The sequence below is a fragment of the Pseudomonas sp. AC211 genome, assembly GCF_979258055.1.
This window is the reverse complement of record NZ_OZ409830.1, coordinates 2890405-2916948: the sequence shown is the minus strand read 5'-3', so window position 1 is coordinate 2916948 and position 26544 is coordinate 2890405. Positions and strand designations below refer to the sequence as shown.

Sequence of the window (26544 nt, the reverse complement as noted above, 5' to 3'; positions counted from 1 at the left end):
CCTCGATGCTGCTAGCTGAAAAGCATCGAGGCTGAAGCCTCTCCCACAGGGTTGTTTGTTGGCTACAACCCTTCCAACGTCTGCAACAACACCCGCACTTTGGTGATCGATTCGTTGTATTCCGACCGCCACTGCGAGTCGGCGACGATGCCGCCGCCGCCCCAGCAATTCACCGTCCCGTCTTTGATCAGCAGGCTGCGGATAGCAATCGAGCTGTCCATTTCGCCGCGCACGTCCAGAAACAATAACGACCCGCAGTAGATCGCCCGCTGGGTCGGCTCCAGCTCGTCGATGATTTGCATGGCGCGAATTTTCGGTGCGCCGGTGATGGAGCCGCCGGGGAAACTGGTGGCGAGTACGTCCAACGCATCGTTGCCTGGCGCCAAGGTGCCGGTTACGCAGCTCACCAGGTGATGCACGTTGGGGTAGCTCTCCAGTGCGAACAATTGCGGCACGCGCACCGAGCCGGTGGCGCAGCTGCGGCCGAGGTCGTTGCGCAGCAGGTCGACGATCATCAGGTTCTCGGCGCGGTCTTTGGCGCTGGCCAGCAGGTCGTCGGCGAAGGCTTGGTCTTCGGCGGGCGTCTGGCCCCGTGGCCGGGTGCCTTTGATGGGCCGGGTTTCGACTTGGCCGTCATGCACCTGCACGAAGCGCTCGGGGAAAAACTCACAATCGCCTGGTTACCGCCCAGCGCCACATAACCGGAAAACGGCGTCGGACAGGCCTGGCGCAGCGCCTGATAAGCCGACCACGGGTCGCCCTGGCACGGCGCGCTAAAGCGCTGGGCGAAGTTCACCTGATAACAGTCGCCGGCGTGGATGTAGCCCTGAATGCGCTCGAACGCCTGTTGGTACTGGGCTTCGCTAAGGTTGGCGGCGAAGTCTTCGAGCAGGTTGAACGGCGCGCTGCTCGCTGGCGTGGGCCCTGCAAATACCGCGATCAAGCGCTGGCGTTCTGCCTCGGGCAGCGCCGGGTGAAACAGCAACTGGCTGCGGCCGGCCTGGTGGTCGCTGATCAGCGCCCAGCCATACAAACCCAGTTGCGCGTCGGGCAGGTGCAAGTCGTCCACTGCGTTGGCCGGCAAGGTTTCCAGACGACGACCGAAGTCGTAACTCAAGTAACCCATCAGGCCGCCCGCGAACGGCAACTCATAGCCGGCTGGAACGTCCGCCGCGCCCAGTTGAGCCAGGGCCGCGCGCAGGCGCTGGATAAAGTCGTTGGCCGATTCGTCAGCGGCCGGTGCCAGCGCTGCCAATGGCCAGGCGCTCATAAGGTCATAGCGTGCACGCTGGGAAGTCGGCCGACCGCCGTCGAACAGCAGCGCACCAGGCGCCTGGCGGATGTAGGAAAAGTACTCGGCTGGGTCTGCCCGATAGGGCAGCGGATGCAACGAACAGGTAGGCATGGGCACAGTCAGTCGGGCGCGGGCGCCGATTGTAGAGGGCCGCCAGCATTGATCCTAGAGCGAGTGAGTGGGTTTACTCGGAGATAGCGAGCTGATTAGTATGGACAGATCCCAAGGGTACGAAATTTCCTATCAGAATAATAATTTTCAAGGGATCCAGGTCATGGATGAAGTGCACAATCCAGCCGCCGGTAGCCTCCTTCGTTCGAAGTTGCGACCTCCTCATGTTCCCGCTGATTATTTGCCGCGCCCGCACCTGAAAGCCGCGCTGGCAGCCAATCCGCATGCTCGGCTAATTCTCCTCTCGGCCCCGGCCGGCTTCGGCAAAACCAGCGCCCTGGCTGCGCTGGCGCAGAGCTATGCCCATGCAGGCAGCGCCGTGGCGTGGTTTTCCTGAGCGCCGAAGACGACGACCCCTCGCGCTTTTTCCAGCAACTGATCGACGCCTTGCGCGCGGCGATACCGGGGGTGGGTGAAGACGCCCTCGCGTACCTGCAAAACACCATGCGTGTGCCTGCCGCCGCCCTGATGGAAAGCCTGCTGGCCGACCTCGCGCAGCGTGAACAGCCGCTGTTGCTGGTGCTCGATGATTTGCATCTGGTGCAGGACGCCGAGCTGTTAAGCAGCCTTAATCGCCTGATAAAACTGGCCCCGGCGGGCTTTGTGCTGGCGGTGGGCAGCCGTTCCACGCCATCGCTGAACCTGGCCACCTGGCGCGCCAAGGAAGTGCTGCTGGAAATCGGCGCGACAGAGCTGCGCATGAGCAAGGCCGAAACCCGCGAGTACCTCGATCGCGGCGGTTTGCACCTGGATGAAGTGGCCCTCGACGCCCTGCATTCCCACACCGAAGGCTGGGTGGTCGGCGTGCACCTGGCCAGCTTGTGGCTGCGCCATCAACCGCAAGCCTCCGAGCAGATGGTTGAACTGGGCGGCGATCAGGTTGCCGTCGGCGACTACCTGCTGCGCAGCGTCTTCGAGCGATTGAGCGCCGAGATGCAAGACGTGCTGCTGGCCTTGGGCGTGGCCACGCAATTGAGTGGCGACCTGGCCAATGCCCTGACCGGGCGCCAGGATGGCCAACAGTTGCTGGAAAAACTCGAAGCCATGCAGCTGTTTCTGCTGCCCCTGGACCGCGAGCGACAGTGGTACCGCTTCCATAACCTGTTCGCCGATTTCCTCCGCTCACGCCTGAAAGAGCGCGACCCCGACCGCCTCAGCCAACTGCATTTCAACGCCAGCCTGTGGTTCACCAATCACCACATGCAAAACCTGGCCATTGAGCACGCCTGCCTGGCCGATGACCCGCAAATGCTCGCGGCGCTGGTGGATGGCTGTGGCCTGGAATTGATCAACCGTGGGCAGCTCAACCTGATTTACCGCTGGCGTCAGCGCGTGCCGGATGAAATTGCCGAGCGTTTCCCCGTGCTGGTGCTGGCCGACGTCTGGAGCCGTGCCGCCGAGCTGTCGTTGCCCGAGGCCAACGGCATGCTCGACGAGCTGCTGGCGCGTTGGGGCAAGCACAAGTCCGAAGGGCCGCTGAGCGACAAGGTGCTGGCGATTCTGGCGATCAAAGCCGTGCTGGCCCTGCAAAAAGACGACCTCGACACCTGCGTCGCCCTGGCGCGCAAGGTGGAAGCGCAGCTCGGCCAACACACCGCGTTTCTGGAGGTGGCACTGCTGATTATCGGCGCGTTGGCGCTGGTGATGCTGGCCCAGCCCGAGCAGGCGCGACGGTTGCTGGCCTTGGCCCAGCAACGCAAACACTTCCTCGAAGGCCGTTACCTCGACATGCAACTGGCCAACGTCGAAATTCTGTTGTGCCTGGAGCAAGGGCAGGTGAAGCAGGCGCAGCTGTTGTTCGATCAACTGCGCGCGCGGCTGATTCCCTGGTTTGGCGAGAAATCCCGGGCGCTGGCGCTGCCGACGATCACCGAATCGCTGGTGGCGTATCAGCAGGGGCGCTTTCAGGCGCTGGAGGAAAACCTCGGCTGGGCGCTGGGCAAGCTCGACGTGATCAACCCCATCGACCTTTACGCCCAAGGCATGCTCAGCCTGGCGCGCACCCAGCGGATTCTGGAAAAACCCAAAGACGCGCAGAACACCCTGGTGCTGATGCAAAACCTGGCCGCGCGCAACCAGTCCTGGCGCTTCTACGCCCAGGCGGCCGGGGAGGAAATTGCCCTGATTTTGCAAGAGCAGGCCACCGACCGCATCAAGCGCGCCGAAGCGCGTTTTCAAGGCGTCGACTGGCCCAAACTCGCCGCGCCCTATAAAGCCATGAGCTTCAACCCGGTGATGTGGGTGCACGGCCTGACCCGCATCCGCCTGCAACAGGCGCGCGCCCATTACAGCGAGGCGCTGCACGAAATTACCCAACTGCGCGGCCAACTGCAGAACGGCTGGCACGGCCTGCAACGCCTGCGTCTGGACCTGCTTTCGGCGCTGAGTTATCAGCGCCTCGGCTATCAGGAACGGGCGCAATCGTTGTTGGTGCAGTGCCTGATCAGCGCCGAGCGCGAAGGCGTGCGCAGTCTGTTTATCGAAGAAGGCGAGGGCATTCGCCTGTTGCTGCAAAACCTCGAAGCGGCGGAGCGCCAGCCGGCGTTGCAAGGCTTTATTCGCGGGCTGCTGGCCGTGTGGCCGGGGCAGGACGCGCGCAAATCGCTGGAAGTGCTGGAAGAAGGCCTCACCGAGCGCGAGCGCGACGTGGTGTTGCTGGCAGCCAAGGGCATGTCCAACGAAGAAATCGGCCAGCAACTGGCCTTGGCGTTGGGCACGGTGAAATGGCACCTGCACAACATTTACGAGAAGCTCAAGGTGCGCAATCGGACGCAAGCCATCCGCCGCGCCCGTGAATTGGGGCTGCTGCAATGAACACTTCCGTCACCGGTTCACTCGCTCATTTGCCCACCTTGCCGCTGCTGCGCACCAAGCTGTTTCCCGCCGATGCGGGTGGTCGGCCGCAGTTGCTGCGCCAAGCCCTTATCGAACGCTTGTACGCCTCGCGCTCGCAGCGCCTGGTCATCCTTAGCGCGCCGGCCGGCTTTGGTAAAAGCACGGTGCTGGCCCAGTATCGGCAGCGTTTGCTCAGTACCAATGCCCGCGTGGCGTGGTTGTCTTGCGATGAAGCCGACAGCGAGCCGCAGCGCCTGCTGCAATACCTGGTGGCGGCAATTAACGCGGTGGCACCGGGCTTTGGCACGAACACGGCGAGCCTGTTGCAGGGCGATGTGAGCTGGCCGCAAGAGGCGCTGATCGATGCCTTTCTCGCCGACCTCAAGCGCCTGGACGGCGACGTGTACATCATGCTCGACGACTTCCACCACATTCGCCACGCGGCCATGGGGCCGGCGGTGCGCTACCTGATCGAGCACTTGCCGACCACCGTGCACCTGCTCGCCAGCACCCGTTATCAGGCGCAATTGCTGGTGGAAGAACCGTCGCTGAAACCTTGGACGCTGTGGCTTAAAGCCGAAGACCTGCGCCTGAGCTTTGAGGAAACCGCGGCTTATTTCCGCGAAGTGAAACAGCTGGTGCTCAGTCGCGACGAGCTGACGCTGTTGCAGAACCGCACCGAGGGCTGGATTACCGCGCTGCACCTAGCGGCGCTGGCCTTGGCGCGCCACCCGGACCGCGCGGCGTTTCTCGCCGGGCTTTCCGGTACCGAGCGCAACATTGCCGACTACCTGGCTGAAGACGTGGTTGCCAGCCTGCCGGACAGCTTGCAGCTGTTTCTGGACCACACCTCGGTGCTCGATGAATTCAACGCCGAGTTGTGCAATGCCTTGACCGGGCACCGCGACGGCATCGAAATGCTGGCGCGCCTGCAAACCGAGCAACTGTTCATCATTCCTCTGGACGAGCACGGCGAGTGGTTCCGTTATCACCACCTGTTCGCCGAATTCCTCCAGGGCCGTTTGGCCAAACACGGCGACCCGACCACGTTGCTGCATTCCGCCGCGCGCTGGTGCGAAAGCCACGACTTGCCCGACCGCTCAATTAAATATGCCCTGCGTGCTCGCGACTATGCGTTCGCCGCCGAACTGCTGGAACGCCAGGGCGCCAAGCTGATCGCCAGCAACCGCGTGTACGGCATTCTGGCAATCCTCAAAAGTGTGCCCACCGACGTGATCCGTGAGCACCCGGTGTTCCAGATTTTCTACGCCTGGCAGTTGGCCTTCGAGCAGAAGTTTGCCGACGCCGAAGCCTTGATCGAGGAGGTCAGCACGCGCCTGCTGCAAGGCCGCGGGCAGACGTTGCACTTCGCGCTGGTCGAGTTGCTTGCCGCCGCGCAAGTGCTCAAGGCGTTGGTGCTGCTGTACCAAGACAAACTCGAAGCCTGCCTGAAAGTGGCGCGCCATTGGCTGGGCATGGCGCCGGACAACCAGCCGGTGTTTCGCGTCAGTCTGTCGTGCGTGCAGGCGGCGGCGTACGCCTTGCTCGGCGACTTCGGCGAGGCGGCGAAATCCATCGCCCTGGCGCGGGAGAACTTGCGCCAGACCGAAAGCGAGTACCTGCACGCGATGACCAGCCTGATCGAATCGCTGATCTGCAAAGAAAGCGGTGAGCTGGAGCGCGGCCGTGAACTGGCCGAGGCGGCGCGCAGCCGGGTTGAGCGTGTGTTCGGCCGTCGCAGCCGAGTGGGTGGTCCGCTGGCGTTGGCCTATGCCGACTTACTGTATGAGCAGGATCGCCACGCGGCGATTTTGGCCGAGCTGCCATTGGCGACAACGTGGCGCGATGTGGCCACGCCCACCGAATTGATCAGTCGGGGCAAGTTGGTGATGGCCCGCGCGCGCTTCTTTGCCGGCGAGCCGGAGCAGGGTTTGGCTCAGCTGGACGAATGGCTGGGGGAACTGCACGGCGCCGGTTACGAGCGCGTGTTTGCCCTGGGCATGAGCTGCAAAGTGCAGTTTCTGTTGTGGTTACAGCGGCCCAACGAAGCCGAACGTATTTGCCTGCAAATGCAGCAGCACCTGGCCGTATTGCCGCCCGGGCGCTACCTGGACGCGGAAACCGCGTTGGCGTTGTCGGAAGGGCGCCTGGCCTTGTGCGAGCGGCGTGCCGACAAAGCCCAGGCCAGCCTGGAAGCGTGCCTGGCGAAACAGACCGCCGAGCACCAGCGCGACCGTCGCCTGCGTTTGTCGCTGTTACTTTCTGTGGCGTATTGGCGCAAAGGTAACAGCGAAAAAGCCTTTGCCTTGTTTCAGCCAACCCTCGAAGACGCCTGGAACAGCGGTTACCGCCGCCTGTTTCAAGACGACGCTTTATGGCTGCTACCGCTCTGGGACGCGTGGCGCGCGGCTGAACCCAAGCGCGCCGCGCCCTGGCAAGGGCTGGCCGAAACCTTGCGCGAGCAATGCCGTCGGCTGTCGGTAGACCCGGAAAGTTTCAATGAAAATCAGGACGTTAGTCACCGCGAGCGGGAGATTCTGCGCTTCGTGGCGGCGGGGCTTTCCAACCGCGATATTGCCCAGGCGGTGCACCTCTCCGAAGCCACGATCAAGTGGCATCTGCATAACCTCTTTAACAAGCTTGGTGTACGCAGCCGGACCCAAGCCGTGCTTAAAGGCAAAAGCATGGGCCTACTGAGTGAGGCCTAAAAAACTGCTGCGCTCGGTTTGGCGGCGTTAAAAACGGGCTACAAATGCTCATTGGCTGCAGCCAACTGCGCTTTTTCGCCCGTTTTTGCCTTGCCTAACCGTCGCTCGCTACGTTTTTAATCAGGCAAAGGCTGGCGATGTGCTACCGCTCTTTAGCGCATGGCCATCGTCCATCCCTTGGATGGGCTGGCAGCCGGGTCTGCACTCAGTAGCTTTGTCACAGGGCGCGAAGCATCACGCTTCATGAATCCAGGTCTGTCGTTACCAGGAAGGGCGCGACAGGCATGGGGATCGACGCGAGTTGATCCAGTTGTCGGTTACAGGAGTGGCCGGCAACACCCGGGGATACCCACCTGTGATCTTGGAGATAAAAACAATGAAAAGTTTCAAACAGCTCGCTCTTGCTGCAGCAGTACTGGCTGCACCTTTCATGGCTCAAGCCGATCTGCGCGCAATGGATGATTCCGCGCTGTCGAGCGTAACCGGCCAGGACGGGATCAGCATCTCCGGTAACTTCGGCGGTAGCGTTGGTAACGTGAAGTACACCGACAACGACACCGGCGGCGGTAGCTTGAACATCACCAACGTAGGCTTCACCGGCTTCACCATCTCCGACGCCAACCCGCTGAAAATCGACGTAGTAACCACCTCTATCGGTGGCACCGACACTCAGCAACTGGCCATCAGCCTGCCAAACATGACCGGTACCGTGTCGGTCGGCGGTATCTACGTGGGCGGTACTTACGCCAACGGCGCAACCACCGGCGCGGCCAGCATCGGCTCGCTGGCGATCTCCGATATCAACATGGCGGGCACCACCGTCAAGGTATGGGGACACTGAGTTAGCAACACCCTTGCTAACCCGAAGCCTTATCGGTACGCGCCGGTAAGGCTTTTTCCAATACTCAGATTTAAAACGCGTCGAGCGACGGTCAGGCTTTTTAACGAGGCATGGCCTAAGCGCAGACGGTTTTTGGACCTGTAATGATCGAAATTCTGATTGGCAGCTTGCTGGGCGTACTGGGTTTCACCGAAGCGGTGGACACCAAACCGCCGGCCCAAGGCACGGTCAACCTGACCCAACAACTAACGCCCGGCATGCCCATGCGTGAGTCGGTGACGCTGGAGCCCATGAGCCAACTGCAATTTCGCAACGTCATCCGTCAGGCCTACGACTACAGCTGTGGTTCGGCGGCGCTGACCACCATGCTCGACTATTTCCTGGGTCGCGACTTACAGGAACGGCAAGTCATGGAAGGGCTGTTGCGCTATGGCGAGGCCGACAAGATTGTTGAGCGGCGGGGCTTTTCCCTGCTGGATATGAAGCGTTTCGTGGCCGCGCTTGGCTACAAAAGCGGCGGCTTCCGGGCGGCGTTTTCCGACCTAGACGAGCTTGAGCACCCGGCCTTGGTGCCCATCGAATATGCCGGCTTCAAGCATTTTGTGGTGGTTCGTGATGTGTACAACGAGCACGTGTTCGTCGCCGATCCGGCGCTGGGCAACATCAGTTTTACCCGCGCGCGCTTTGAAGAAATCTGGGACCAGAACGTGTTGTTCGTGATTTATCCCAGTGGCCAGGAACCGAAAAACGCCATGGCCTTGACCGAGAAAGACCTGCGTCTGGTGGACGACCGCACCGTAAGCCTGCTGGCGTTTCGCGAGTTTCCCCAGATAACCAAATTCACCACGAACCAGGCCGACGAGCTGGGTTCGGGCGGCGACATTCGCCACATCCGCCGCAAATAGCAGCACCTGAAAAACATAAAGGCCAACACGTACGGCAAGACCTGCCCGGCATAACAAAAAAATAACTGGGGATTGGCGTCATGGGGATTAAGGGAGTGGCCTGCGTGGCCATGCTGACGCTAACGCTGAGCGCGCCTGCCTGGAGCGATGAGCCAACGGTAGACGAAGCCCGCGAAGCCTTGAGCAAAAAAGACGACGATGCCGACAGCTCCAAGGCCTTGGCCGAGGTGTTTCAGGCCGCCGAGAAAAGCTACACCTTGCTCAAGCAAGGCGAGCGCACGTTGACCTACGGCTTCGACTATTCGCTGCTGCGAGATACTCAGATCACCACGTACCGCACCGGCAACAACGTCTACAGCGTGATCGGCGAAAGCGAAGCGCAGCACACTTTCACCAACTCGTTCACCTTTGACTACGGCGTGTGGGACAACCTCACCTTCAGCATGCGCATTCCGCTGATCGCCAAGTACGACACCGAACGCGACCTCAACGTGTACAGCCTCGGCGACCTGTCGGCCAGCCTGCGCTGGCAGCCGTGGGCCTCCCACCGCGGCAAGCCGGTGACCACCTTGTACGGCACCATCGGCTTGCCGACCGGCACCAGCCCGTACGAAATCAACCCCGAGCACGACCTGTCCACCGGCAACGGCTTTTACAGCATCGGCGGCGGGGTGAACGTGTCGTACGTGATCGACCCGGTCGTGCTGTTCGGCTCGGTCGGTTACACCTACAACGTGCCGGCCAATGTCGACCAGGAGCGCGGCGGGCGGCACTTGGAGAAAGTCGACCCGGGCTCGAGCATGTCCATGAGCATGGGCTTTGCTTACGCGCTGTCGTATGACGTGTCGTTGTCCACCTCGTACCAAATGGCGCAGACCTTCAAGCCTACCTACACCTTCTCCGACACCACGCTGGAGGGCAAAGAGCAAACCAGCGCCTTGATGAACTTCTCGCTGGGCCTGCGCACCTCGCCCAATTACATCGTCAACATCAATGCCGGGTTCGGCATGACGGAAGACTCTCCCGACGTACTGCTGGGGGTGTCGATGCCACTGGATATTCAGGGTTTAAAGGCCCAATAAGCCAGGAGCGACCACCGTCATGACGATCAGAACGTCGCCGCAGGTGTGGGCGATTTCCGGGCTCTGCTGGCTTGCTGCCGGGACTTACACCGGCTCGGTGCAGGCGCAACTGGCCAACGATTTGACCATCGGCAACCCCAAAGCCATGGCCATGGGCAACGCCGTGACCGCCGATTCCACCGGCATCGACGCCGTGCACTACAACCCGGCCGCGCTGACCAAACTCAAAGGCCGGCAGAGCACCATCAAGCTGCTCAGCGGCGTGATGGACATTCGCGCCAAGTTCAAAGCGCCGCCCGACTACGGCAGTAACACGCTGGGCTTCGACGACGACCCAATAAAAAATTCCAGCAGCCGCACGCTAACGCCGGTGATGTACTTGCCGGGCATGGGCGGCATGACCGAGCTGCCGGTGCTGATGGCGCCGCTGGCCGGCGTTTCGATCAACCCGCCCGGTTCCAAATTCACCTTTGCCACCAACATTTATGCACCGATGGCGCTGGGCTATTCGCGCGACTCCGGCGACGACGCCGGGCGTTACCAAGGCAAGGAAGTGGCGTTGCAGCGCATCACGTATTTTTCGCCGTCTGTGGGCTATCAGGCCAACGACACGCTGGCGCTGGGGTTGTCGGTGGGTTTCTCGCACCAGGCGATGGCGCTGAACCAGGATTTTCGTAATCCGGGGATGCTCACGGGCGTGGTGCGGATGCTCAACCAAGCCATCTGCCAGCCCGGCATCGACGACATCCTCAGCCCGTTGATCAACCTGTGCGGCGGCAAGATCGGCCCCTACAGCACCTTGGCCAACATGGACCTGGACCTGCAACAGAGCCTGTCGCCGACCTACAACCTTGGCGTGTTGTGGGAACCCACCGACTGGTTCGCCTGGGGCGCGACGTACCAAAGCGAGGCGCGTATGCACTTGCAGGGCAAATACCGCATGGAATACAGCAAAGACTGGCAAGGCTTCTGGTCCGGCCTGCAAGGTTCGGTGTTCGGCCAGGTACTCAGCCCATTGTTCCCTTACGGCAACGCCAGTGAAGAAAGCGGCAATGCCTCGCTGAACATGGTGCTGCCCGACAACTTCAGCACCGGCATCAAGCTACGGCCCTTCGACAAATGGCAATTCAACTTCGACGCCAAGTGGAGCGACTACAGCGACTGGAACAAATTTGAAATCGAATTCGACCGCGAGCTGGACTTGCTGCGCATCGCCAAGATTTTCGGCGGCGGCAACGCCACCGATCACTCGATCATTCTCGACCGTGGCTACCAAGACACCTGGAGCTTCGCCGTCGGCGCCCAATACGACATCAGCGACCGCCTGGCCCTGCGTGCCGGCTATGAATACCGGCCCTCGGCAATTCCCAAAGACAAAGCCGACGTGCTGGTGCCCATCGGCGACGCCAACCTCTACGGCCTGGGCTTCGGTTATCGCTGGGACAAAGACACCACCATCGACTTCGGCTTCAACTACTTCGTGTCCAAACAAAGCATTCCGGCGGGCACCAGTTGCAACGTCAACTGCACCGGCATCGACAACCTGGTCTACAACCCCTACGCCGACCTGGACATCGACACCACCGTGAAGGCGTACATCATGGCCCTGACCTACACCACCACCTTTGAGGTCTGCTTATGCCGCGCATCGTTCTGCTCGCCGCACTGCTGCTGGCCGCCACCGCCGAGGCCGCGCCTGGTCGCTACCTGACCTGGGTGGATGACCAAGGGCGCGTGCACAACACCTTCGTCGACAGCCACTACAGCGAACAGCAACGCCAGGCCGCCAAGCGCATTACCCAGAGCGACCAGGAACGCATGAACCAGAACGCCAGCACAGCAGGCACAACCTGGCCCGGGGCGAAAACCAGCAACGAAAGCAAACGCCGCTACTTCACCTGGGTCGACGCCAGCGGCAACCTGCAAAACAGCTTCTACGCCGGCGCCCAGGCAGCGGGCGCCAAGAGCAACAGCCTGTTAGCCAACGGCGAGCGAACGGGCGACTACATCGACGCCGACGTGCTGGAAGGCCGCAACTTCGCCCGCCCGGAAAACGGCACGCCTTACTACACCTGGGTTGACGAGCAGGGGCGCATGCGCAACTCCGCCGTGCCGGGCAGCAACGCACCGCAGCGCGTGGAAGCGCCCTCGAACGTGCGCTACAGCGATGGCCGGCAAATTGAGTTCAACAACAAAGGCAGCGTGCTACCCGGCCTCGACGGCCAGCCCACCGCCGCCATGCAAGCGCTGCTGGCCGGCAGCGGCGAGGGCGACAGCGACGGGCTGTACCAAAACCTCGTACAGCAATGCTGCGGCCAACTGGCCGAGGGCGACTTCACTGAACTGTCGAGCGACGAACCGCGCTACGAAGAACTCAACCGTTTCTCCCCCAGCTTCAACTTCCCCATGGGCCGCAGCTACTACGCCGCCCTGAAACTGCCCGCCGCCGGCCGCACCTACGGCCTGCGCGTGCGCAGCTTCGCCAACAAAAAAGTCGTCTACCCCTCGCTGCTCTTCCTCGACGAAGCCAAGCGCCCAACCCGCTTGGTCAGCGATGCCGTGTACCAACTGCACGGCGAAACCTGGTACCGCTACGCCTTTATCGAAGGCACCGTTCCGGTGAAAGCCGCGCAAGGCGAGCGCTACGTACTGCTGCTGACCACCGAAGAAGACAAACACCTGCAAACCCTCGACAACAAACCCTTCAAACGACCGCTGCAAGACCTGGCACTGGACGAAGCCGGCATGCAAAGCCACGCGCACAGCGACGAGGGTGGGTTTGAATTGGCGATTGTTAAATAGCGGCGCGGGCGAGATTTTCGTTTGCAGGAATCGCTACTAAAGCGGAACGCCGCCCGGTCGCTCCCACAATTCGCACAAACTGTAGGAGCGACTTTAGTCGCGAGATGTTGATCTGGCCTTTGATCTGGCCTTTGATCTGGCCTTTGATCTGGCCTTTGATCTGGCCTTTGATCTGGCCTTTGATCTGGCCTTTGATCTGGCCTTTGATCTGGCTCGTGATCTACCCGCCCCATTCATCGCAGGCCGAGTGGAGTCGACGCGCAGGGGGTTGAGCGGCCGGGAGCCGCGAAAGGAACATCGGGCCATGGATGGCCCGTTGTGACGGCCCCCGGAGCGGCGACGGAAGGAGGGGACCCGGAGCGCAGCGTAGGGCCAAGGTAGGGTGTACGAGACAACCACATGGGTAACAAAAGTGTTCAATCACATGGGTGACACTTTCAAGGATAGATACCCATCCTTCTGCTCCCTTTCGTCCAGCCTACCTATCACAACCGGGCCGAAATGAACGGCCCAAAGATCATCGCCAATTTGCTCCAGCCCAATTAGTTCGTGCCTTAAAAGATACCCCACATAAATGCGCATACCTTGGCGATTGATGATCCCGCTGCAGTCGGCCCGGTGCGGTTCGACATAGCCAGGATATGTCGGCTCCGGCAAGCGTTCCGGGTATGGCCGTGGCGAATTCTGGTAATGGGTTTTGGGCGTGCTCTGGTTTAGCGCTTCGTGCGGCCGCTGCTCATTGTAATTATGACGAAACAGGTCGAACTGCCTTTGCTGCTCCGCCATATGCGCAGAACAGGGGTGAGTGACGGCCCGTTTCAGCGTCCGATGCATACGTTCGTGGCGCCCATTCTGTTCGGGGCGGCCAGGTGCTATTCGTTCAGGAATGATGCCCAGCCGTAGCCACCAAATGGAGAGTTGGCTTAGACCTGTTTTGCCAGCGCTAGCGAAGGGGGTGCCGTTGTCTGTTCGCAGGCGCGAAGGTAATCCGTAGCAGCGAAACAAATCTTCGAAAGCCGACTTGGTCTCCTTTAGCCGTGTGCCGGACATGCCTTCGCAAGCCAGCAGAAAACGACTGGCGTGATCCATCACCGTCAACGGATAACACCACTTCCCGTCCTGAGTCAGGAACTGACCTTTGTAGTCGGCGCTCCAGAGTTCATTAGGTTCGTTGGTCGATTTAAGCGGCTTTGGATAGCTAGGCACCCGCTTACGAAGCCGGCGGGGCGTGACCAATCCCGCCTGTTTGAGGATGCTGTAGATCGTGGTCCGGGAAGGACTTTGCCCAGGATATCGCTGCTCCACGAGTGCCTGGATCTTCTTCGGCCCCAGTTCAACCGCAGATCGGCGCCTTAGATCAAGGATGTACTCGCGGATAACAAAGGGCGTGCACACCTGTTCGCGACGCCGCCGACTTTGCTCAGCCACCCCCTCCATGCCGGCTAAGTTGTAGCGTTCCACCCACTTGTAGCCGGTCTTTCGACTGATGCCGAAGTGCTCGCACAACGCAGTGAAGCTGCTGACCTGCCTGAGGTAATCAGCAATGAACAACACTTTCTCGTCCATAGGTTTCAGTTCTCGCCACGGCATGAGGGCACCCTCCTGAGGGAGACCCCATTAGGTTAAAAACTGTTACCCATGTGGTTGAACTGATTTGTTACCTATGTGGGTGAGTCGTACCGGGGCAAGCTTTTTTTGCTTACTTTTTCAGCGACTGGAAAAAGTGAGTCGCGCGTAAGGCGCGAAACAAAACGTTCAGCGCTCGCGGTAACGAATACGGTAGGCCAAATCAGTCGTACGACTGGAAATTCTGGATCCCCGCGTTCGCGAGGATGACGAAGTTAGGTTGAGATGCGCGTAAGGCGCAAAACAAAACGTTCAGCACACGCGGTAATGAATACGGTAGGCCAAATCAGTCGTACGACTGGAAATTTTGGATCCCGAATTGTCGGACCACCGTGTTCGCGAGGATGACGGAGTTAGGTTGAGATGCGCGTAAGGCGCGAAACAAAACGTTCAGCGCTCGCCGTAATGAATACGGTAGGCCAAATCAGTCGAACGACTGGAAATTCTGGATCCCCGCGTTCGCGAGGATGACGGCGTCGATTGGCGAGACGGTGTGAAACTCCGCGCCCCCGTTGGGCTTCGCCTGCGGCTCACCGTACGCGGACCGGCCCAGCCTATGGAACTCAAGCCGGCTGCCATCCTGTGGGAGCGACTTCAGTCGCGATGCTCTTGATCGACATAAAAAAAGCCCCGCAATCGCGGGGCCAAGGTCTTGCTTAGCACACACAGAATTCAAACCTACGCGGCATGCGCCCCTTGCGGGCTGCGCGGATGCTGCGCCTGCAAATAGGCACTCAACCGACTTTGCTGCCCAGGCGTCATAAACAGCCCGAGCTTGCTGCGCCGCCACAGAATGTCTTGCGCCTCGCGGGCCCATTCCTCACGGCACAAATAATCGACCTCACGCGCATACAGCCCGGCGCCCAAGCGTTCGCCAAGATCCTCTAGCGAGCTGGCACCCTCGAGCAGGGCAAAGCTGCGGTTGCCATAGGTGCTGGCCCAACGCCGCGCCACCTGAGTTGGCAACCAGCCGTACTGACTATTCAGCGCTTCGACCAACGCGCTACGGCTGCTCATTTGCTCACCACCGGGCAACGGCGAGGCGGCGGTCCAGCTGGCGGTCATGTTGCTGAAGAAGGGCGCCAGTTGGCTCATCGCCGACTCGGCCAGTTTCCGGTAAGTGGTCAACTTGCCGCCAAACACCGACAACAACGGCGCGTCGCCCGGCTGCGCAGACAACGCCAGCGTGTAGTCGCGGGTGACGGCGGAAGGGTCGTCCGACTCGTCGTCACACAGCGGCCGCACGCCAGAGTAGGTGTGCAGGATGTCGGCCTGGCTGATGGACTTTTTGAAGTGGGCGTTGACCACATCGAGCAGGTACTGGGTTTCTTCCGGGCTGATGGCCACTTGCGACGGATCGCCTTGGTATTCGCGGTCGGTGGTGCCGATGAGGGTGAAGCGTTCGAGGTACGGAATGGCGAACACGATGCGCCGGTCTTCGTTTTGCAGGATGTATGCCTGCTCGCCGTCGTACAGGCGCGGCACCACGATATGGCTGCCTTGGATCAGGCGAATGCCATAGGGCGATTTTTGCTGCAGGTCGTCTTTAATAAAGCGCGCCACCCAGGGGCCGGCGGCGTTGACCAAGCCGCGTGCACGGATGGAGAACAGGCTGCCATCGGCACGCTCCAGGTGGATATGCCACAGGCCTTTGCTGCGCCGGGCGCTCACGCAGCGGGTGCGGGTGTGAATGTGCGCGCCTTTTTCACGGGCGGCCATGGCGTTCAGCACCACCAGGCGGGCGTCGTCGACCCAGCAATCGGAGTATTCGAAACCGCGGGCAATTTCCGCTTTCAGCGGGCTGCCGGCACCGAAGCGCAGGCCACGCGAGCCCGGCAGTTTTTCCCGTTTGCCGAGGTGGTCGTACAAAAACAGGCCCATGCGAATCATCCACGCCGGGCGCAGGTGCGGGCGATGGGGTAATACAAAACGCATGGGTTTAACGATGTGCGGCGCCTTGGCCAGCAGCACTTCGCGTTCGGCGAGTGCCTCGCGTACCAGGCGGAATTCGTAATGTTCGAGGTAGCGCAGGCCACCGTGGATAAGCTTGCTACTGGCCGAGGAGGTGTGTTGCGCCAGGTCGTCCTTTTCGCAAAGGAACACCGATAAGCCTCGGCCCGCTGCGTCTGCCGCGATGCCCACACCGTTAATGCCGCCGCCGACTACTGCGAGGTCATAGATTTCGGCAACCGAGCTGGTGGGGTTCTGCTTCGCGTGCATGGCAAGCCTCTGAAGTCGAAAGTGAACGTAGGAATGTTCGTTTCCGAAAATGGTAGCGGAATGTTTTGCCACTGACCAGTCGGGCGTGCGATTGCACGCCGAATGGCACCAGAGATTGCCGAAGGGCGGGGTTAAACCAGCTTGAGCTGCACTTTGTGCTGGGCCAGCAGACGGGCCAGCGCGGGGGAGGGCGTGTGGTCGGTAAACAACTGATTGACCAGGCTGATGGAGCCCAGGCGCACCACGGCGTTGCGGCCGAACTTGCTGGAGTCGGCGGCCAGCAGCACTTGCCGGGCGTTATCGATGATGGCTTGCGACACGCGCACTTCCTGGTAATCGAAGTCGAGCAGGCTGCCGTCGTCGTCGATGCCGCTGATGCCCATAAGGGCGAAATCCACTTTGAATTGCTGGATGAAATCCACCGCCGTCTGCCCAACGATGCCGCCGTCGCTGCGCACCGTGCCGCCGGCCACCAGCACTTCGAAGTCGGCTTTGTCGCTGAGCTGCGCGGCCACGTGCAGGTTGTTGGTGATCACTTTCAAACCACGGTGATTGAGCAGCGCGCGGGCAATGGCTTCGGTGGTGGTGCCGATGTTGATAAATACCGAAGCGTGGTCCGGCACCTGGGCGGCAATCGCCTCGGCGATGCGCTGTTTCTCGTCGCGCATCAGCCCGGCGCGCATGGCGTAGGCGGTGTTCTGGGTGCTTGAAGCCTCGCTCGCCGCGCCGCCGTGGGTGCGGCGCAGCAGGCCCTGTTCGGCGAGCTGATTGATGTCGCGGCGGATGGTTTGCGGGGTGACGGCAAAGGCTTGGGCCAGCTCGTCGATGCTGACGTAACCGCGTTCGCGGGCGAGGTCGAGAATGTCTTGCTGCCGGGGCGCCAGGGTCATTAAGGGCTTCCTTTTTTGCGCCGCATTATAGGCGCTCGGGCATCGGCTGGGGCGCCGTCTACAGGCGCTCGACTTTTGCCGGGTCTGCCTCTAAGGTACGCGAACTTTGTCGGAATTTTCACATTCGAACATGACCCCAGCCATCGACCTGTTAAAAAAAGCCGGCGCCGCGCACCGCGTGCTGAGTTACAGCCACGACCCGAAGGCCGCCTCCTATGGCTTGGAAGCAGCGGAAAAACTCGGCTTGGAGCCGGCCCAGGTGTTTAAAACCCTGCTGGCCGCGAGCGAGAAGGGCGAGTTGTTGGTGGCGGTGGTGCCGGTGGCAGGCACGCTGGATTTGAAAGCCCTGGCGCACGCTGCCGGGGTGAAAAAGGCCGACATGGCCGACCCGGCCGCCGCTCAGCGTTCCACGGGTTATTTGCTCGGCGGCATCAGCCCGCTGGGGCAGAAGAAGCGCCTGCGCACGTTTATCGACGACAGCGCCAAACAACATCCCCACATTTATGTAAGCGCCGGCCGACGTGGCCTGGAAGTGGAATTAGCTGCCGAGGTATTGGCGGCGCATTGCCAGGGGCAGTTTGCGGCCATTGGCCGCGAGTAAACGGTCGGTCCGCGGCGTCGCCTTGGCGATGTCCCCACCCAAAATAACAAGGAAGCGCAGATGTCCCAGTACCTTCTTGCCATCGATCAAGGCACCACCAGCAGCCGCGCCATTGTCTTCAGCGCCCAGGGTTCGCCGGTGTCTCGCGCTCAACAGGAATTCAAACAGTATTTTCCCAAGGACGGCTGGGTTGAGCACGACGGTGAAGACCTGTGGCTGACCACCCTCAAGGTCTGCCGAGAAGCACTGCGCCAGAGCGGCTTGCAGGCATCGGAGGTGGCCGCCATTGGCATCACCAACCAGCGCGAGACCACCTTGGTCTGGGACGCCGCCACTGGCACGCCGATTTACCCGGCCATCGTTTGGCAAGACCGCCGCACCGCCGATTACTGCGCAGGCCTGAAAGAGGCGGGGCATGAGGCAACCGTGGCGGCGAAAACCGGCCTGGTGATCGACCCGTATTTTTCCGCCACCAAGCTGCGCTGGATTTTGCAGAACGTGCCCGGCGCCCGTGAGCGTGCCGAGCAGGGCGAACTGCGCTTTGGCACGGTCGATAGCTTTTTGCTCTGGCGCCTTACCGGCGGCAAGTCGCACAAAACCGACGCCAGCAACGCCTCGCGCACCATGCTGTTCAACATTCACACCCAGCAATGGGACGCCGACCTGCTGGCGCTGTTTGACATCCCGGTCAGCGTGTTGCCGGAAGTGTTGGACTGCGCCGCCGACTTCGGCGTAACCGAAGAAAACTGGTTCGGCAGCAGCATTCCCGTGTTGGGCATGGCGGGCGACCAGCAAGCTGCGCTGGTGGGGCAGGCGTGCTTCCAGCCGGGCATGGTGAAAAGCACCTACGGCACCGGCTGCTTCATGATTCAAAACACCGGCAAGCAGCCGGTGGTGTCGCAAAACCGCTTGCTGACCACCGTGGGTTACCGCCTTAAAGGCGAGGTGACCTATGCGGTGGAAGGCTCGATTTTCGTCGCCGGCGCGGCGGTGCAATGGCTACGTGACGGCATCAAGTTGATCAGCCATGCCCGCGACACGGAAGCGTTGGCCGAGCAAACCGGCGACGCCAGCGGTGTGTTTTTGGTGCCGGCATTCACCGGCCTGGGCGCGCCGTATTGGGATCCAAAAGCCCGTGGCGCGATCTTCGGCTTGACCCGCGACACCGGCATCAAGGAAATCGTCACCGCCGGCTTGCAGTCGGTGTGCTACCAAACCCGCGACTTGCTCGAAGCCATGCGCCAAGACGGCGCCGCCGCCCCCAGCGCCTTGCGGGTGGATGGCGGCATGGTCGAGAACAACTGGGTGATGCAGTTCCTCGCCGACATTCTTGGCGTGCCGGTGGAGCGCCCGGAAGTGACCGAAACCACGGCGCTGGGCGTGGCCTATCTGGCCGGCTTGCAAGCTGGGATCTATCCCGACCTCGACGCCATCGCCCAGCACTGGCATCGCCAGCATCTGTTCGGCCCACGCATGGCCACCGCGCACCGCGAGAAGCTCTACGCCGGTTGGCTGGACGCGGTAAAACGCGTGCGCAGCGACGGCTGATACGCCCGCTGTTGCGCTGGAAAAAGCGCCGGCTGTATCAGGCCGGCCGCTGACAATCTGGGTATCGTGAGCGCCTTCATCCGCTAGGAGCGCGCCCATGTCCCTCGCCTTTCACCAGATCGACGCCTTTACCCAGCGACCGTTTGCCGGCAACCCGGCCATTGTCTACCGGCTGGATCGTTGCGCTGGACGAGGCGCGCATGCAGGCCATCGCCGCCGAGCACAATTTGGCGGAAACCGCATTCGTGGTGAAAGAGGGCGATGTCTGGCACATCCGCTGGTTCACCCCCGCCTGTGAAGTGCCGTTGTGCGGCCACGCCACGCTGGCTACCGCCTTCGCGTTGTTCACCGTGCACGGCGAAACCGCCGATCAACTGAATTTCACCCGCCAATCGGGCGCACTGAGCGTGAGCCGCGAAGGCGAGCGGTTGGGGCGGAATTTTCCCAGCCTGCCCGGCGAACGCTTCGATGCCAGCGCGGCGATTAAAGCGGCGGTAAATGCGCCGATTGTTGAAGTGCTCAACACCGGCAAAGAGCTGTTGGTGGTGCTTGAAACCGAACAAGCGGTACGCGACTGCCAACCCAACCTGGCGGCCGTTGCGCAGCTGCCGTGGCTGGGCATGATCGTCACCGCGCCGGGCGAGCGGCACGACTTCGTCTCCCGCTATTTCGCCCCGGCCATCGGCATTGATGAAGACCCGGTGACTGGCTCGATCCATTGCAGCCTGATTCCCTACTGGGCCGAACGTCTGGGCAAAACCCACTTCGAAGCGTTTCAGCAAGCCGGCGCGCGGCGGTGAGCTGTTTTGCCGTCTCGATGGCGAACGCGTCAGCATTGGCGGCCACGCGGTATTGGTGGCAAGCGGTACGTTGCATCTGTGACCACGTACCGCTGAGCAGCCGGGCGAGGCGCGGGCGGCTGGTTATACTGGCCTAACGTTCCTTATGGAAAAAGGATTGCCAATGCCGTCTCGCCACCAGCCGCTGCGTGTGCGCCGAATCCTCCTAGCCAGCAGCGCTTCGCTGGGCTATCTGTTGCTGTGCTGGCTGGCATTTGCCGGCGGTTTTATGCAGCTGACCCTTGCCGGCATGCTGCTGCTGACCATCGCCGTGGTCGCCAGTACCGCCGGCTTCTTGGCCCTGACCTGGTTCAGTTTCAATCTGCGTTTTCGTGACCCCAGCCTGACGGTGCCGCAGATGAGCTGGGCGATTGGCGTGATTTTCGTCAGCGTCTACTACGCCGACAGCCTGCGTTCGCTGTTCTTGATGATGGTGTTGGTGGTGCTGATGTTCGGCGCCTTCCGGCTGACGTTGGGCGGCTTCGTGCGCATTGGCGTGTTCACCGTCGGCTGTTACGCCGTGCTGATGACCGCGCTGCTGTATCGCGGCGTGCGCTTCGACTGGCACGTGGAGGCGATTCGCGCGTTGGCGTTTTTCGTGCTCACCGGCGGGGTATCGATGCTCGGTCTGGAGATGAGCCGGCTGCGCAATATTTGCAGGAGCGCAACCGCGACCTGCAGGTAGCGCTTGAGCGCATCCAGCAATTGGCCATTACCGACGAGCTCACCGGCTTGTACAACCGCCGCTTCGCCAATGACATCCTCGACCAGCAAAAAGCCCTGGCTGATCGCGGCACCTACGATTTTGTGGTGTGCATGCTCGACCTGGATTTCTTCAAACACGTTAACGACGCCTACGGGCATCCCGGTGGCGACGCGGTGCTGTGCCAGTTGGCGAAGATTCTGCAACGCATGGTGCGAGACGTGGATTTTGTCGCAAGGATGGGCGGCGAGGAGTTCTTGCTGGTGCTTTCGAACACCAACGAAGCCGGCGCTGCCTACGCCATGGAGCGGTTGCGCCAGGCGCTGAAAAACTACGCAGTGGGAAGGCTTCCCACAGCTGCGGCTGACGTTGTCGGTGGGCATCAGCCGCTATGTGAGCCCCGAACCGTGGCAAACCACCTGCAGCGCAGTGACAGCGCGTTGTATCAGGCCAAGGACAGCGGCCGCGATCGGGTGGTTGTGCTTTAGAGCTGACTGCCGGGCGCGGCGAAGGTGACCACCTGTTGCGCCGCGATCCGCACGCCAACGTACTCACCGGGTTGGCGCTGCACATGGCTGGGAAACAACGCGTCCACATGCGCGCCCGTGGCCAGGCGCAAGCGGTACAACGTGCTGGCGCCCTGAAAGCTGCTGCTCAGCACCTGCGCCTGTTGTTCGCCCTGCTCAGTGAAAGTGAGATCGTCGGGGCGTAACAACACGTCCACCGGACTGCCGCTGGACCAATCACGGGCCTGGCAATTGACCACGCCCAGCTCGGTCTGTACCGATTCGCGGCTGAGCAGCTCGCCGCGAATGAAATAGCCCTGGCCGATAAAACTGGCCACAAAGGGCGTTTGCGGGCGGTGGTAGAGGTTGTACGGCGTGTCCCATTGCTGCAGATGGCCTTCTTTGAACACGCCAACCTGATCGCTAACGGCGAACGCTTCTTCCTGGTCATGGGTGACCAGAATGGCGCTGGTGCCGCGCGCTTTGAGAATCTCGCGCACTTCCTGGCTCAAGCGGCGGCGCAGTTCGTTATCGAGGTTGGAAAACGGCTCATCCAGCAGCAGCAATTGTGGTTCCGGGGCCAACGCACGCGCCAACGCCACGCGCTGCTGCTGGCCGCCAGACAATTCATGGGGGTAGCGTTTGCTTAACGTCGACAGCTTCACCAGCTCAAGCAATTCCGCTGTGACCTGGGCGCAATTGGCCTGCTGGCGGATGCCAGAGGCGACGTTGTCAGCAACGGTTAAATGCGGGAAGAGCGCGTAGTCCTGGAACACCATGCCGATGCGGCGCTTCTCGGGCGCCAAGGTGAAGCCGGGGCGCGAGAGCAAGGTGTCGGCGAGCTGGATGTCGCCACTGAGCACCGGCTCAAACCCGGCGATGGCACGCAGCGTCGTGGTTTTGCCGCAGCCAGAAGGGCCAAGCAAGCAGCCGATTTCACCTTCATGCAGCGTGAGATCCAGCTGCTGCACCACGAGGTGGTCGCGGTAGCCGCAGCTGAGGTTTCGCAGGGTCAGCAGTGGCGCCGCACTCATGCCGGGCGGTAGCCGGGCTCGACCAGCATTTCCAGCAGCGCTTTCTGCGCGTGAAGGCGATTTTCAGCTTGGTCCCACGCGCCGGAGCGCGGGTCGTCGAGCAAGTCTTCGCTGATTTCCTCGCCACGGTGAGCGGGCAGGCAGTGCAGGAACAGCACGTCGCTGGCGGCCTGGTCGAGCAGGGCGCGGGTGACTTGGTACGGCGTGAACAGAGCAAGGCGTTCGGCGGCTTCTTCTTCCTGGCCCATGGAGGTCCAGACGTCGGTGCTCACCAGATGGGCGCCGGCCACGGCCTCACGCGGGTCGCGCACGATGGTCACGCGAGTGCCGGCGGCGGCCAGGAAGCTGGCGTTGGGCTCATAGCCTTCAGGGCAGGCCACGCGCAAGTGGAAATCGAACTGCTGAGCGGCTTCGATGTAGCTGTTGCACATGTTGTTGCCGTCGCCGATCCAGGCCACGGTTTTGCCCTGAATCGGGCCGCGCAGTTCTTGGTAGGTCTGCATGTCGGCCAGCAACTGGCAGGGGTGCAGGTCGTCCGACAGGCCATTGATCACCGGCACGCGCGAATGGGCAGCGAATTCGGTGAGGGTGCTGTGGGCGAAGGTGCGGATCATCACGGCATCGAGCATGCGCGACATGACGATGGCGGCATCGCTAACCGGCTCGCCACGGCCGAGCTGGGTATCACGAGGGGACAGGAAAATAGCCTGGCCGCCGAGCTGGATCATGCCGGCTTCAAAAGAGAGGCGGGTGCGAGTGGAGGCTTTTTCGAAAATCATGCCGAGCACGCGATTTTTTAGCGGCTCAAAAAGGATGCCTCGATTGCGCAGGCTCTTCAGCTCGATGCCACGACGGATCAGGCCCAGCAACTCATCGGGCGTGCAGTCCATTAGCGAGAGAAAGTGTCTTGCGCTCATCATTCACTACCTTTTGTACAACGATTGCGCTGGTGAACAAGCCGGGCCTTTTCGGGAAAAGGTTTTCAAAGAAAAAAGGGCTCTACCAGCGGCTGTGGGCCGCACGGTGCGACGAAATGGGGAGGCGGGATCTTATAAGGAAATGTCGCGCCGTGTCATCTTTGGCACGCGTTGCGTTTATACGAGATGTCTCGGTCCTTTATGCGCCTAGGCCTGGCCTGTTTTCCAGGCATAAAAAAACCCCGCCGAAGCGGGGTTTTTTTGAAGCGCGGGGAGTCTTAGACTACCTGTACTTCTTCAGCTTGCATGCCTTTCTGGCCTTTAGCGGCCACGAAAGATACGGTCTGACCTTCTTTCAAGCTTTTGAAGCCATCGGATTGGATAGCTTTGAAGTGCACGAACAGGTCAGCGCCGCCGTTGCTTGGAGTGATGAAGCCGAAGCCTTTTTCATCGTTGAACCATTTAACGGTACCAGTTTCGCGATTAGCCATGGTGTAGATCCTTGAACAGAGTGGATTGCGGCGGGCTACAGGCCCAGCCAGTACTGAGTGCAAAGAGTTATCGGAATACGTGTAGATGGTTGGATCGAGATCTAAACACCAAGTTGCGATTCGCGGTACACATGCAGCACAGTGGCCTAAAGATACGCACTTTGTTGGAGTAATGCGACTAGCGAAGCCTCTGTAATCGATATAAATGGCATATATCTGCCGAAACGCGGCTCCGTTGGCAGTAAAAAACGCTGTAAGGACCGTCTGAAGAACGGTATGGATTCTCCTGATGAGCCCCAATTCATGGGGCTTAAGCCTATGGTGCAGCGGCCTGATGCGCTCCATAGTCAGCACTTAACGACCGAATGCGTCGTGCCAAATAAAAAAGAGGCTAGGCCGTGACCAAGACCCTCCATCACCGTGCGTGCCATTTATGCGAAGCCATTTGTGGGCTGAGCATTGAGACCGAAACCCAGCCCGACGGCACCCAGCAGATCCTTTCTATTAAAGGCGATGCCCTGGACAGCTTCAGCCAAGGCCACATCTGCCCCAAAGCCGTTGCCCTGCAAGATATCCAGCACGACCCCGACCGCCTGCGCCAACCGATGCGCCGCGTCGGCAGCGAATGGCACGCCATTGAGTGGGACGAAGCCTTCGAACTGGTCGCTAGCCGCTTGGCCGACATTCAGACCCGCCATGGGCAGAACGCCGTTGCGGTCTATCAGGGCAACCCGAGCGTGCACAACTACGGGCTGATGACCCACAGCAATTACTTTCTAGGCCAACTGAAAACGCGCAACCGTTATTCGGCAACGTCGGTGGATCAATTGCCTCATCACCTCACCAGCCACTTGATGTACGGCCACGGTTTGCTGATTCCGATCCCCGATATCGATCACACCGACTTTATGCTGATCCTGGGCGGCAATCCGCTGGCGTCCAACGGCAGCATCATGACCGTGCCGAATGTGGAAAAACGCCTGAAAGCCATCAAGGCGCGCGGCGGCAAGGTGGTGGTGGTCGATCCGCGCCGCAGCGAAACGGCGGCTATTGCCGACCAACATATTTTCGTCCGTCCGGGTCAGGATGCGGCGCTGCTGTTTGGCGTGCTCAATACCCTGTTTGAAGAAGGCCTGACCCGCGTCAGCCATCTGCCAGTCGAAGGGCTGGACGAGGTGCGCAGCGCCGTGGCGGCCTTCACCGCGGAGGCCATGAGCGCGCTGCGGCGTGCCGGCTGAGACGATTCGCCAGCTGGCGCGAGATTTTGCCGCCGCCGATTCGGCTGTGTGCTACGGCCGTATGGGCGTTTCCACCCAGGTGTTTGGCACGCTCTGTCAGTGGGTGGTGCAACTCATCAATCTGGTGACTGGCAACCTCGACCGGGTCGGCGGCGTGCTGTGCACCGAGCCGGCGGTGGATTTGGTGGCAAGCACGTCGGGCGGTCATTTCAGTCGCTGGCAGAGCAGGGTGTCTGGCCTGCCGGAGTACGGCGGTGAATTGCCGGTTTCGGCATTGGCCGAAGAGATGCTGACGCCGGGAGAAGGGGCAGATTCGCGCGTTAATCACTGTCGCGGGCAACCCCGTGCTGTCGACGCCCAACGGCCGCCAATTGGAGCAGGCGTTGGATGGCCTGGAGTTCATGCTGTGCATCGACTTCTATATCAACGAAACCACCCGCTACGCCGACCTGATTCTGCCGCCGACCGCGCCGCTTGAGCACGATCATTACGACACCACCTTCAACGTATTCGCCGTGCGCAACGTCACCCGCTTTAACGAGCCGGTACTGGCCAAACCGCAAGGCGCGCTGCATGACTGGGAAATTTTCGTCGGGCTCGCCAAAGCCTTTGCCAGCAAGACCGAGGCAACCCTCAAGCCGACCATGGAGCCGGCGAAGATGATCGACATGGGCCTGCGCATGGGCCTGTATGGCGACAGCTCCGAGCACAAGTTGTCGGTCGCCATGTTGCGCGAACACCCCCATGGCATCGATCTGGGCGCTTTGAAACCGAATCTGTTGGCGCGTTTGAAAACCCCAAGCAAAACCGTGCTGGCAGCGCCGCAGATTTTGCTCGATGACATCGCCCGTTTCGCGGCGCAGCCGGTACCGCAACCCGGTGAGCTGGTGCTGATTGGCCGCCGCCATGTGCGCAGCAACAACTCCTGGATGCACAACTATCACCGGCTGGTGAAGGGCAAACCACGTCATCAACTGCTGATGAATCCGGCCGACATGGCTAGTCGCGCGCTTACTGACGGACAGCGCGTCAGTGTGCGTTCGCGTGTAGGCATGATTGAAGTAGAAGTCGCCGGCAGCGATGACATGATGCCTGGCGTAGTGAGCTTGCCGCACGGCTGGGGCCACGGCCGGCCGGGCGTGCAAATGGCGATTGCCAGCGCACAACCAGGTGCCAGCGCCAACGACCTGACGGATGAACGCCACCTCGACGTGCTGTCCGGCAATGCGGCGCTCAATGGCGTGCCGGTTGTGGTGGCAGCGGCGTAGGCACTCTCACTACGACGATAGGAGG

The 26544-nt window shown here is 61.2% G+C and carries 16 protein-coding genes and 4 pseudogenes; 13 read left to right on the top strand and 7 right to left on the bottom strand.

Annotated features, from left to right (window positions below; genetic code table 11):
- Positions 1 to 62 precede the first annotated feature (62 nt).
- Positions 63 to 1405 (bottom strand): annotated as a pseudogene (gene pabB, locus ACZZZP_RS13600) (aminodeoxychorismate synthase component I).
- A 163-nt stretch (positions 1406 to 1568) separates the two neighbouring features.
- Here pabB and ACZZZP_RS13595 point away from each other — a divergent pair.
- From ACZZZP_RS13595 to ACZZZP_RS13565, 7 genes and pseudogenes are all read left to right on the top strand, one after another.
- Positions 1569 to 4279, top strand: a pseudogene (locus tag ACZZZP_RS13595) (LuxR C-terminal-related transcriptional regulator).
- On the top strand, positions 4276 to 7008 hold the full coding sequence (locus ACZZZP_RS13590; RefSeq protein WP_463383063.1) for a helix-turn-helix transcriptional regulator: 2733 nt from the start codon (positions 4276 to 4278) through the stop codon (positions 7006 to 7008). Before ACZZZP_RS13595 ends, ACZZZP_RS13590 begins: the two are co-directional and overlap by 4 nt.
- A gap of 376 nt (positions 7009 to 7384) precedes the next feature.
- Positions 7385 to 7849: a DUF6160 family protein gene (locus tag ACZZZP_RS13585; protein WP_108095687.1), complete on the top strand. Its 465-nt coding sequence runs from the start codon at positions 7385 to 7387 to the stop codon at positions 7847 to 7849.
- Between the two features lie 143 nt (positions 7850 to 7992).
- A complete protein-coding gene (locus tag ACZZZP_RS13580) occupies positions 7993 to 8754 on the top strand; it encodes a C39 family peptidase (RefSeq protein WP_122495203.1) in 762 nt (253 codons plus the stop codon).
- Between the two features lie 80 nt (positions 8755 to 8834).
- Positions 8835 to 9836 (top strand): transporter, encoded by a 1002-nt coding sequence (locus ACZZZP_RS13575; RefSeq protein WP_463383062.1) that lies wholly within the window; start codon positions 8835 to 8837, stop codon positions 9834 to 9836.
- 19 nt (positions 9837 to 9855) lie between these two features.
- Positions 9856 to 11547 carry an outer membrane protein transport protein gene (locus tag ACZZZP_RS13570; RefSeq protein ID WP_463383061.1) on the top strand — a complete coding sequence of 564 codons (1692 nt, stop codon included), beginning with the start codon at positions 9856 to 9858 and terminating at the stop codon, positions 11545 to 11547.
- Positions 11475 to 12638: a MalM family protein gene (locus tag ACZZZP_RS13565; protein WP_463536589.1), complete on the top strand. Its 1164-nt coding sequence runs from the start codon at positions 11475 to 11477 to the stop codon at positions 12636 to 12638. Before ACZZZP_RS13570 ends, ACZZZP_RS13565 begins: the two co-directional genes overlap by 73 nt.
- Positions 12639 to 13058: 420 nt before the next feature.
- Here ACZZZP_RS13565 and ACZZZP_RS13560 read toward each other — a convergent pair whose 3' ends face one another.
- The 3 genes from ACZZZP_RS13560 to ACZZZP_RS13550 all read right to left on the bottom strand — a co-directional run bounded on the left by ACZZZP_RS13560 (position 13059) and on the right by ACZZZP_RS13550 (position 17374).
- A complete protein-coding gene (locus tag ACZZZP_RS13560) occupies positions 13059 to 14228 on the bottom strand; it encodes an integrase core domain-containing protein (protein ID WP_463383059.1) in 1170 nt (389 codons plus the stop codon).
- Positions 14229 to 14942: 714 nt separating this feature from the next.
- A complete protein-coding gene (glpD, locus tag ACZZZP_RS13555) occupies positions 14943 to 16484 on the bottom strand; it encodes a glycerol-3-phosphate dehydrogenase (protein WP_463383058.1) in 1542 nt (513 codons plus the stop codon).
- Positions 16485 to 16615: 131 nt separating this feature from the next.
- The gene (locus ACZZZP_RS13550) at positions 16616 to 17374 is read right to left on the bottom strand and encodes a DeoR family transcriptional regulator (protein ID WP_122450480.1); all 759 of its coding nucleotides are present in this window, start codon (positions 17372 to 17374) and stop codon (positions 16616 to 16618) included.
- A gap of 130 nt (positions 17375 to 17504) precedes the next feature.
- Between ACZZZP_RS13550 and ybaK the strand changes: the two genes are divergently transcribed.
- The 5 genes and pseudogenes from ybaK to ACZZZP_RS13525 all read left to right on the top strand — a co-directional run bounded on the left by ybaK (position 17505) and on the right by ACZZZP_RS13525 (position 21553).
- Positions 17505 to 17975, top strand: a complete 471-nt coding sequence (gene ybaK, locus ACZZZP_RS13545; protein ID WP_463384715.1) for a Cys-tRNA(Pro) deacylase — start codon at positions 17505 to 17507, stop codon at positions 17973 to 17975.
- A 60-nt stretch (positions 17976 to 18035) separates the two neighbouring features.
- Positions 18036 to 19523 carry a glycerol kinase GlpK gene (gene glpK, locus ACZZZP_RS13540; protein WP_463383057.1) on the top strand — a complete coding sequence of 496 codons (1488 nt, stop codon included), beginning with the start codon at positions 18036 to 18038 and terminating at the stop codon, positions 19521 to 19523.
- Between the two features lie 97 nt (positions 19524 to 19620).
- Positions 19621 to 20405 (top strand): annotated as a pseudogene (locus ACZZZP_RS13535) (PhzF family phenazine biosynthesis protein).
- A gap of 81 nt (positions 20406 to 20486) precedes the next feature.
- Positions 20487 to 21047, top strand: coding sequence for a hypothetical protein (locus ACZZZP_RS13530; RefSeq protein WP_463536588.1), 561 nt, complete (start codon positions 20487 to 20489; stop codon positions 21045 to 21047).
- The gene (locus tag ACZZZP_RS13525) at positions 21017 to 21553 is read left to right on the top strand and encodes a GGDEF domain-containing protein (protein ID WP_463536587.1); all 537 of its coding nucleotides are present in this window, start codon (positions 21017 to 21019) and stop codon (positions 21551 to 21553) included. Before ACZZZP_RS13530 ends, ACZZZP_RS13525 begins: the two co-directional genes overlap by 31 nt.
- Here the strand turns inward: ACZZZP_RS13525 and ACZZZP_RS13520 are convergent.
- From ACZZZP_RS13520 to ACZZZP_RS13510, 3 genes are all read right to left on the bottom strand, one after another.
- Positions 21550 to 22605, bottom strand: a complete 1056-nt coding sequence (locus ACZZZP_RS13520) for an ABC transporter ATP-binding protein (protein ID WP_463536586.1) — start codon at positions 22603 to 22605, stop codon at positions 21550 to 21552. The two genes, ACZZZP_RS13525 and ACZZZP_RS13520, sit on opposite strands and share 4 nt — an antisense overlap.
- Complete coding sequence (gene argF, locus ACZZZP_RS13515) at positions 22602 to 23522, bottom strand: ornithine carbamoyltransferase (RefSeq protein ID WP_463383053.1); 921 nt, start codon at positions 23520 to 23522, stop codon at positions 22602 to 22604. The genes ACZZZP_RS13520 and argF overlap by 4 nt, the downstream gene beginning before the upstream one ends.
- Positions 23523 to 23800: 278 nt before the next feature.
- Positions 23801 to 24013, bottom strand: coding sequence for a cold-shock protein (locus ACZZZP_RS13510; protein ID WP_108097521.1), 213 nt, complete (start codon positions 24011 to 24013; stop codon positions 23801 to 23803).
- A 398-nt stretch (positions 24014 to 24411) separates the two neighbouring features.
- Here ACZZZP_RS13510 and ACZZZP_RS13505 point away from each other — a divergent pair.
- Positions 24412 to 26519: pseudogene (locus ACZZZP_RS13505) on the top strand (molybdopterin oxidoreductase family protein).
- Positions 26520 to 26544: the final 25 nt, after the last annotated feature.

Excerpts from the sequence above, each read along its gene's own strand:
- ACZZZP_RS13560 (WP_463383059.1), bottom strand. The coding sequence starts at position 14,228 with ATGCCGTGGCGAGAACTGAAACCTATGGACGAGAAAGTGTTGTTCATT.
- ACZZZP_RS13550 (WP_122450480.1), bottom strand. The coding sequence starts at position 17,374 with ATGACCCTGGCGCCCCGGCAGCAAGACATTCTCGACCTCGCCCGCGAA.
- ACZZZP_RS13510 (WP_108097521.1), bottom strand. The coding sequence starts at position 24,013 with ATGGCTAATCGCGAAACTGGTACCGTTAAATGGTTCAACGATGAAAAA.
- ybaK (WP_463384715.1), top strand. The coding sequence starts at position 17,505 with ATGACCCCAGCCATCGACCTGTTAAAAAAAGCCGGCGCCGCGCACCGC.
- ACZZZP_RS13575 (WP_463383062.1), top strand. The coding sequence starts at position 8,835 with ATGGGGATTAAGGGAGTGGCCTGCGTGGCCATGCTGACGCTAACGCTG.
- ACZZZP_RS13520 (WP_463536586.1), bottom strand. The coding sequence starts at position 22,605 with ATGAGTGCGGCGCCACTGCTGACCCTGCGAAACCTCAGCTGCGGCTAC.
- argF (WP_463383053.1), bottom strand. The coding sequence starts at position 23,522 with ATGAGCGCAAGACACTTTCTCTCGCTAATGGACTGCACGCCCGATGAG.
- ACZZZP_RS13580 (WP_122495203.1), top strand. The coding sequence starts at position 7,993 with ATGATCGAAATTCTGATTGGCAGCTTGCTGGGCGTACTGGGTTTCACC.
- ACZZZP_RS13570 (WP_463383061.1), top strand. The coding sequence starts at position 9,856 with ATGACGATCAGAACGTCGCCGCAGGTGTGGGCGATTTCCGGGCTCTGC.
- ACZZZP_RS13585 (WP_108095687.1), top strand. The coding sequence starts at position 7,385 with ATGAAAAGTTTCAAACAGCTCGCTCTTGCTGCAGCAGTACTGGCTGCA.
- ACZZZP_RS13590 (WP_463383063.1), top strand. The coding sequence starts at position 4,276 with ATGAACACTTCCGTCACCGGTTCACTCGCTCATTTGCCCACCTTGCCG.
- ACZZZP_RS13565 (WP_463536589.1), top strand. The coding sequence starts at position 11,475 with ATGCCGCGCATCGTTCTGCTCGCCGCACTGCTGCTGGCCGCCACCGCC.
- glpK (WP_463383057.1), top strand. The coding sequence starts at position 18,036 with ATGTCCCAGTACCTTCTTGCCATCGATCAAGGCACCACCAGCAGCCGC.
- ACZZZP_RS13530 (WP_463536588.1), top strand. The coding sequence starts at position 20,487 with ATGCCGTCTCGCCACCAGCCGCTGCGTGTGCGCCGAATCCTCCTAGCC.
- glpD (WP_463383058.1), bottom strand. The coding sequence starts at position 16,484 with ATGCACGCGAAGCAGAACCCCACCAGCTCGGTTGCCGAAATCTATGAC.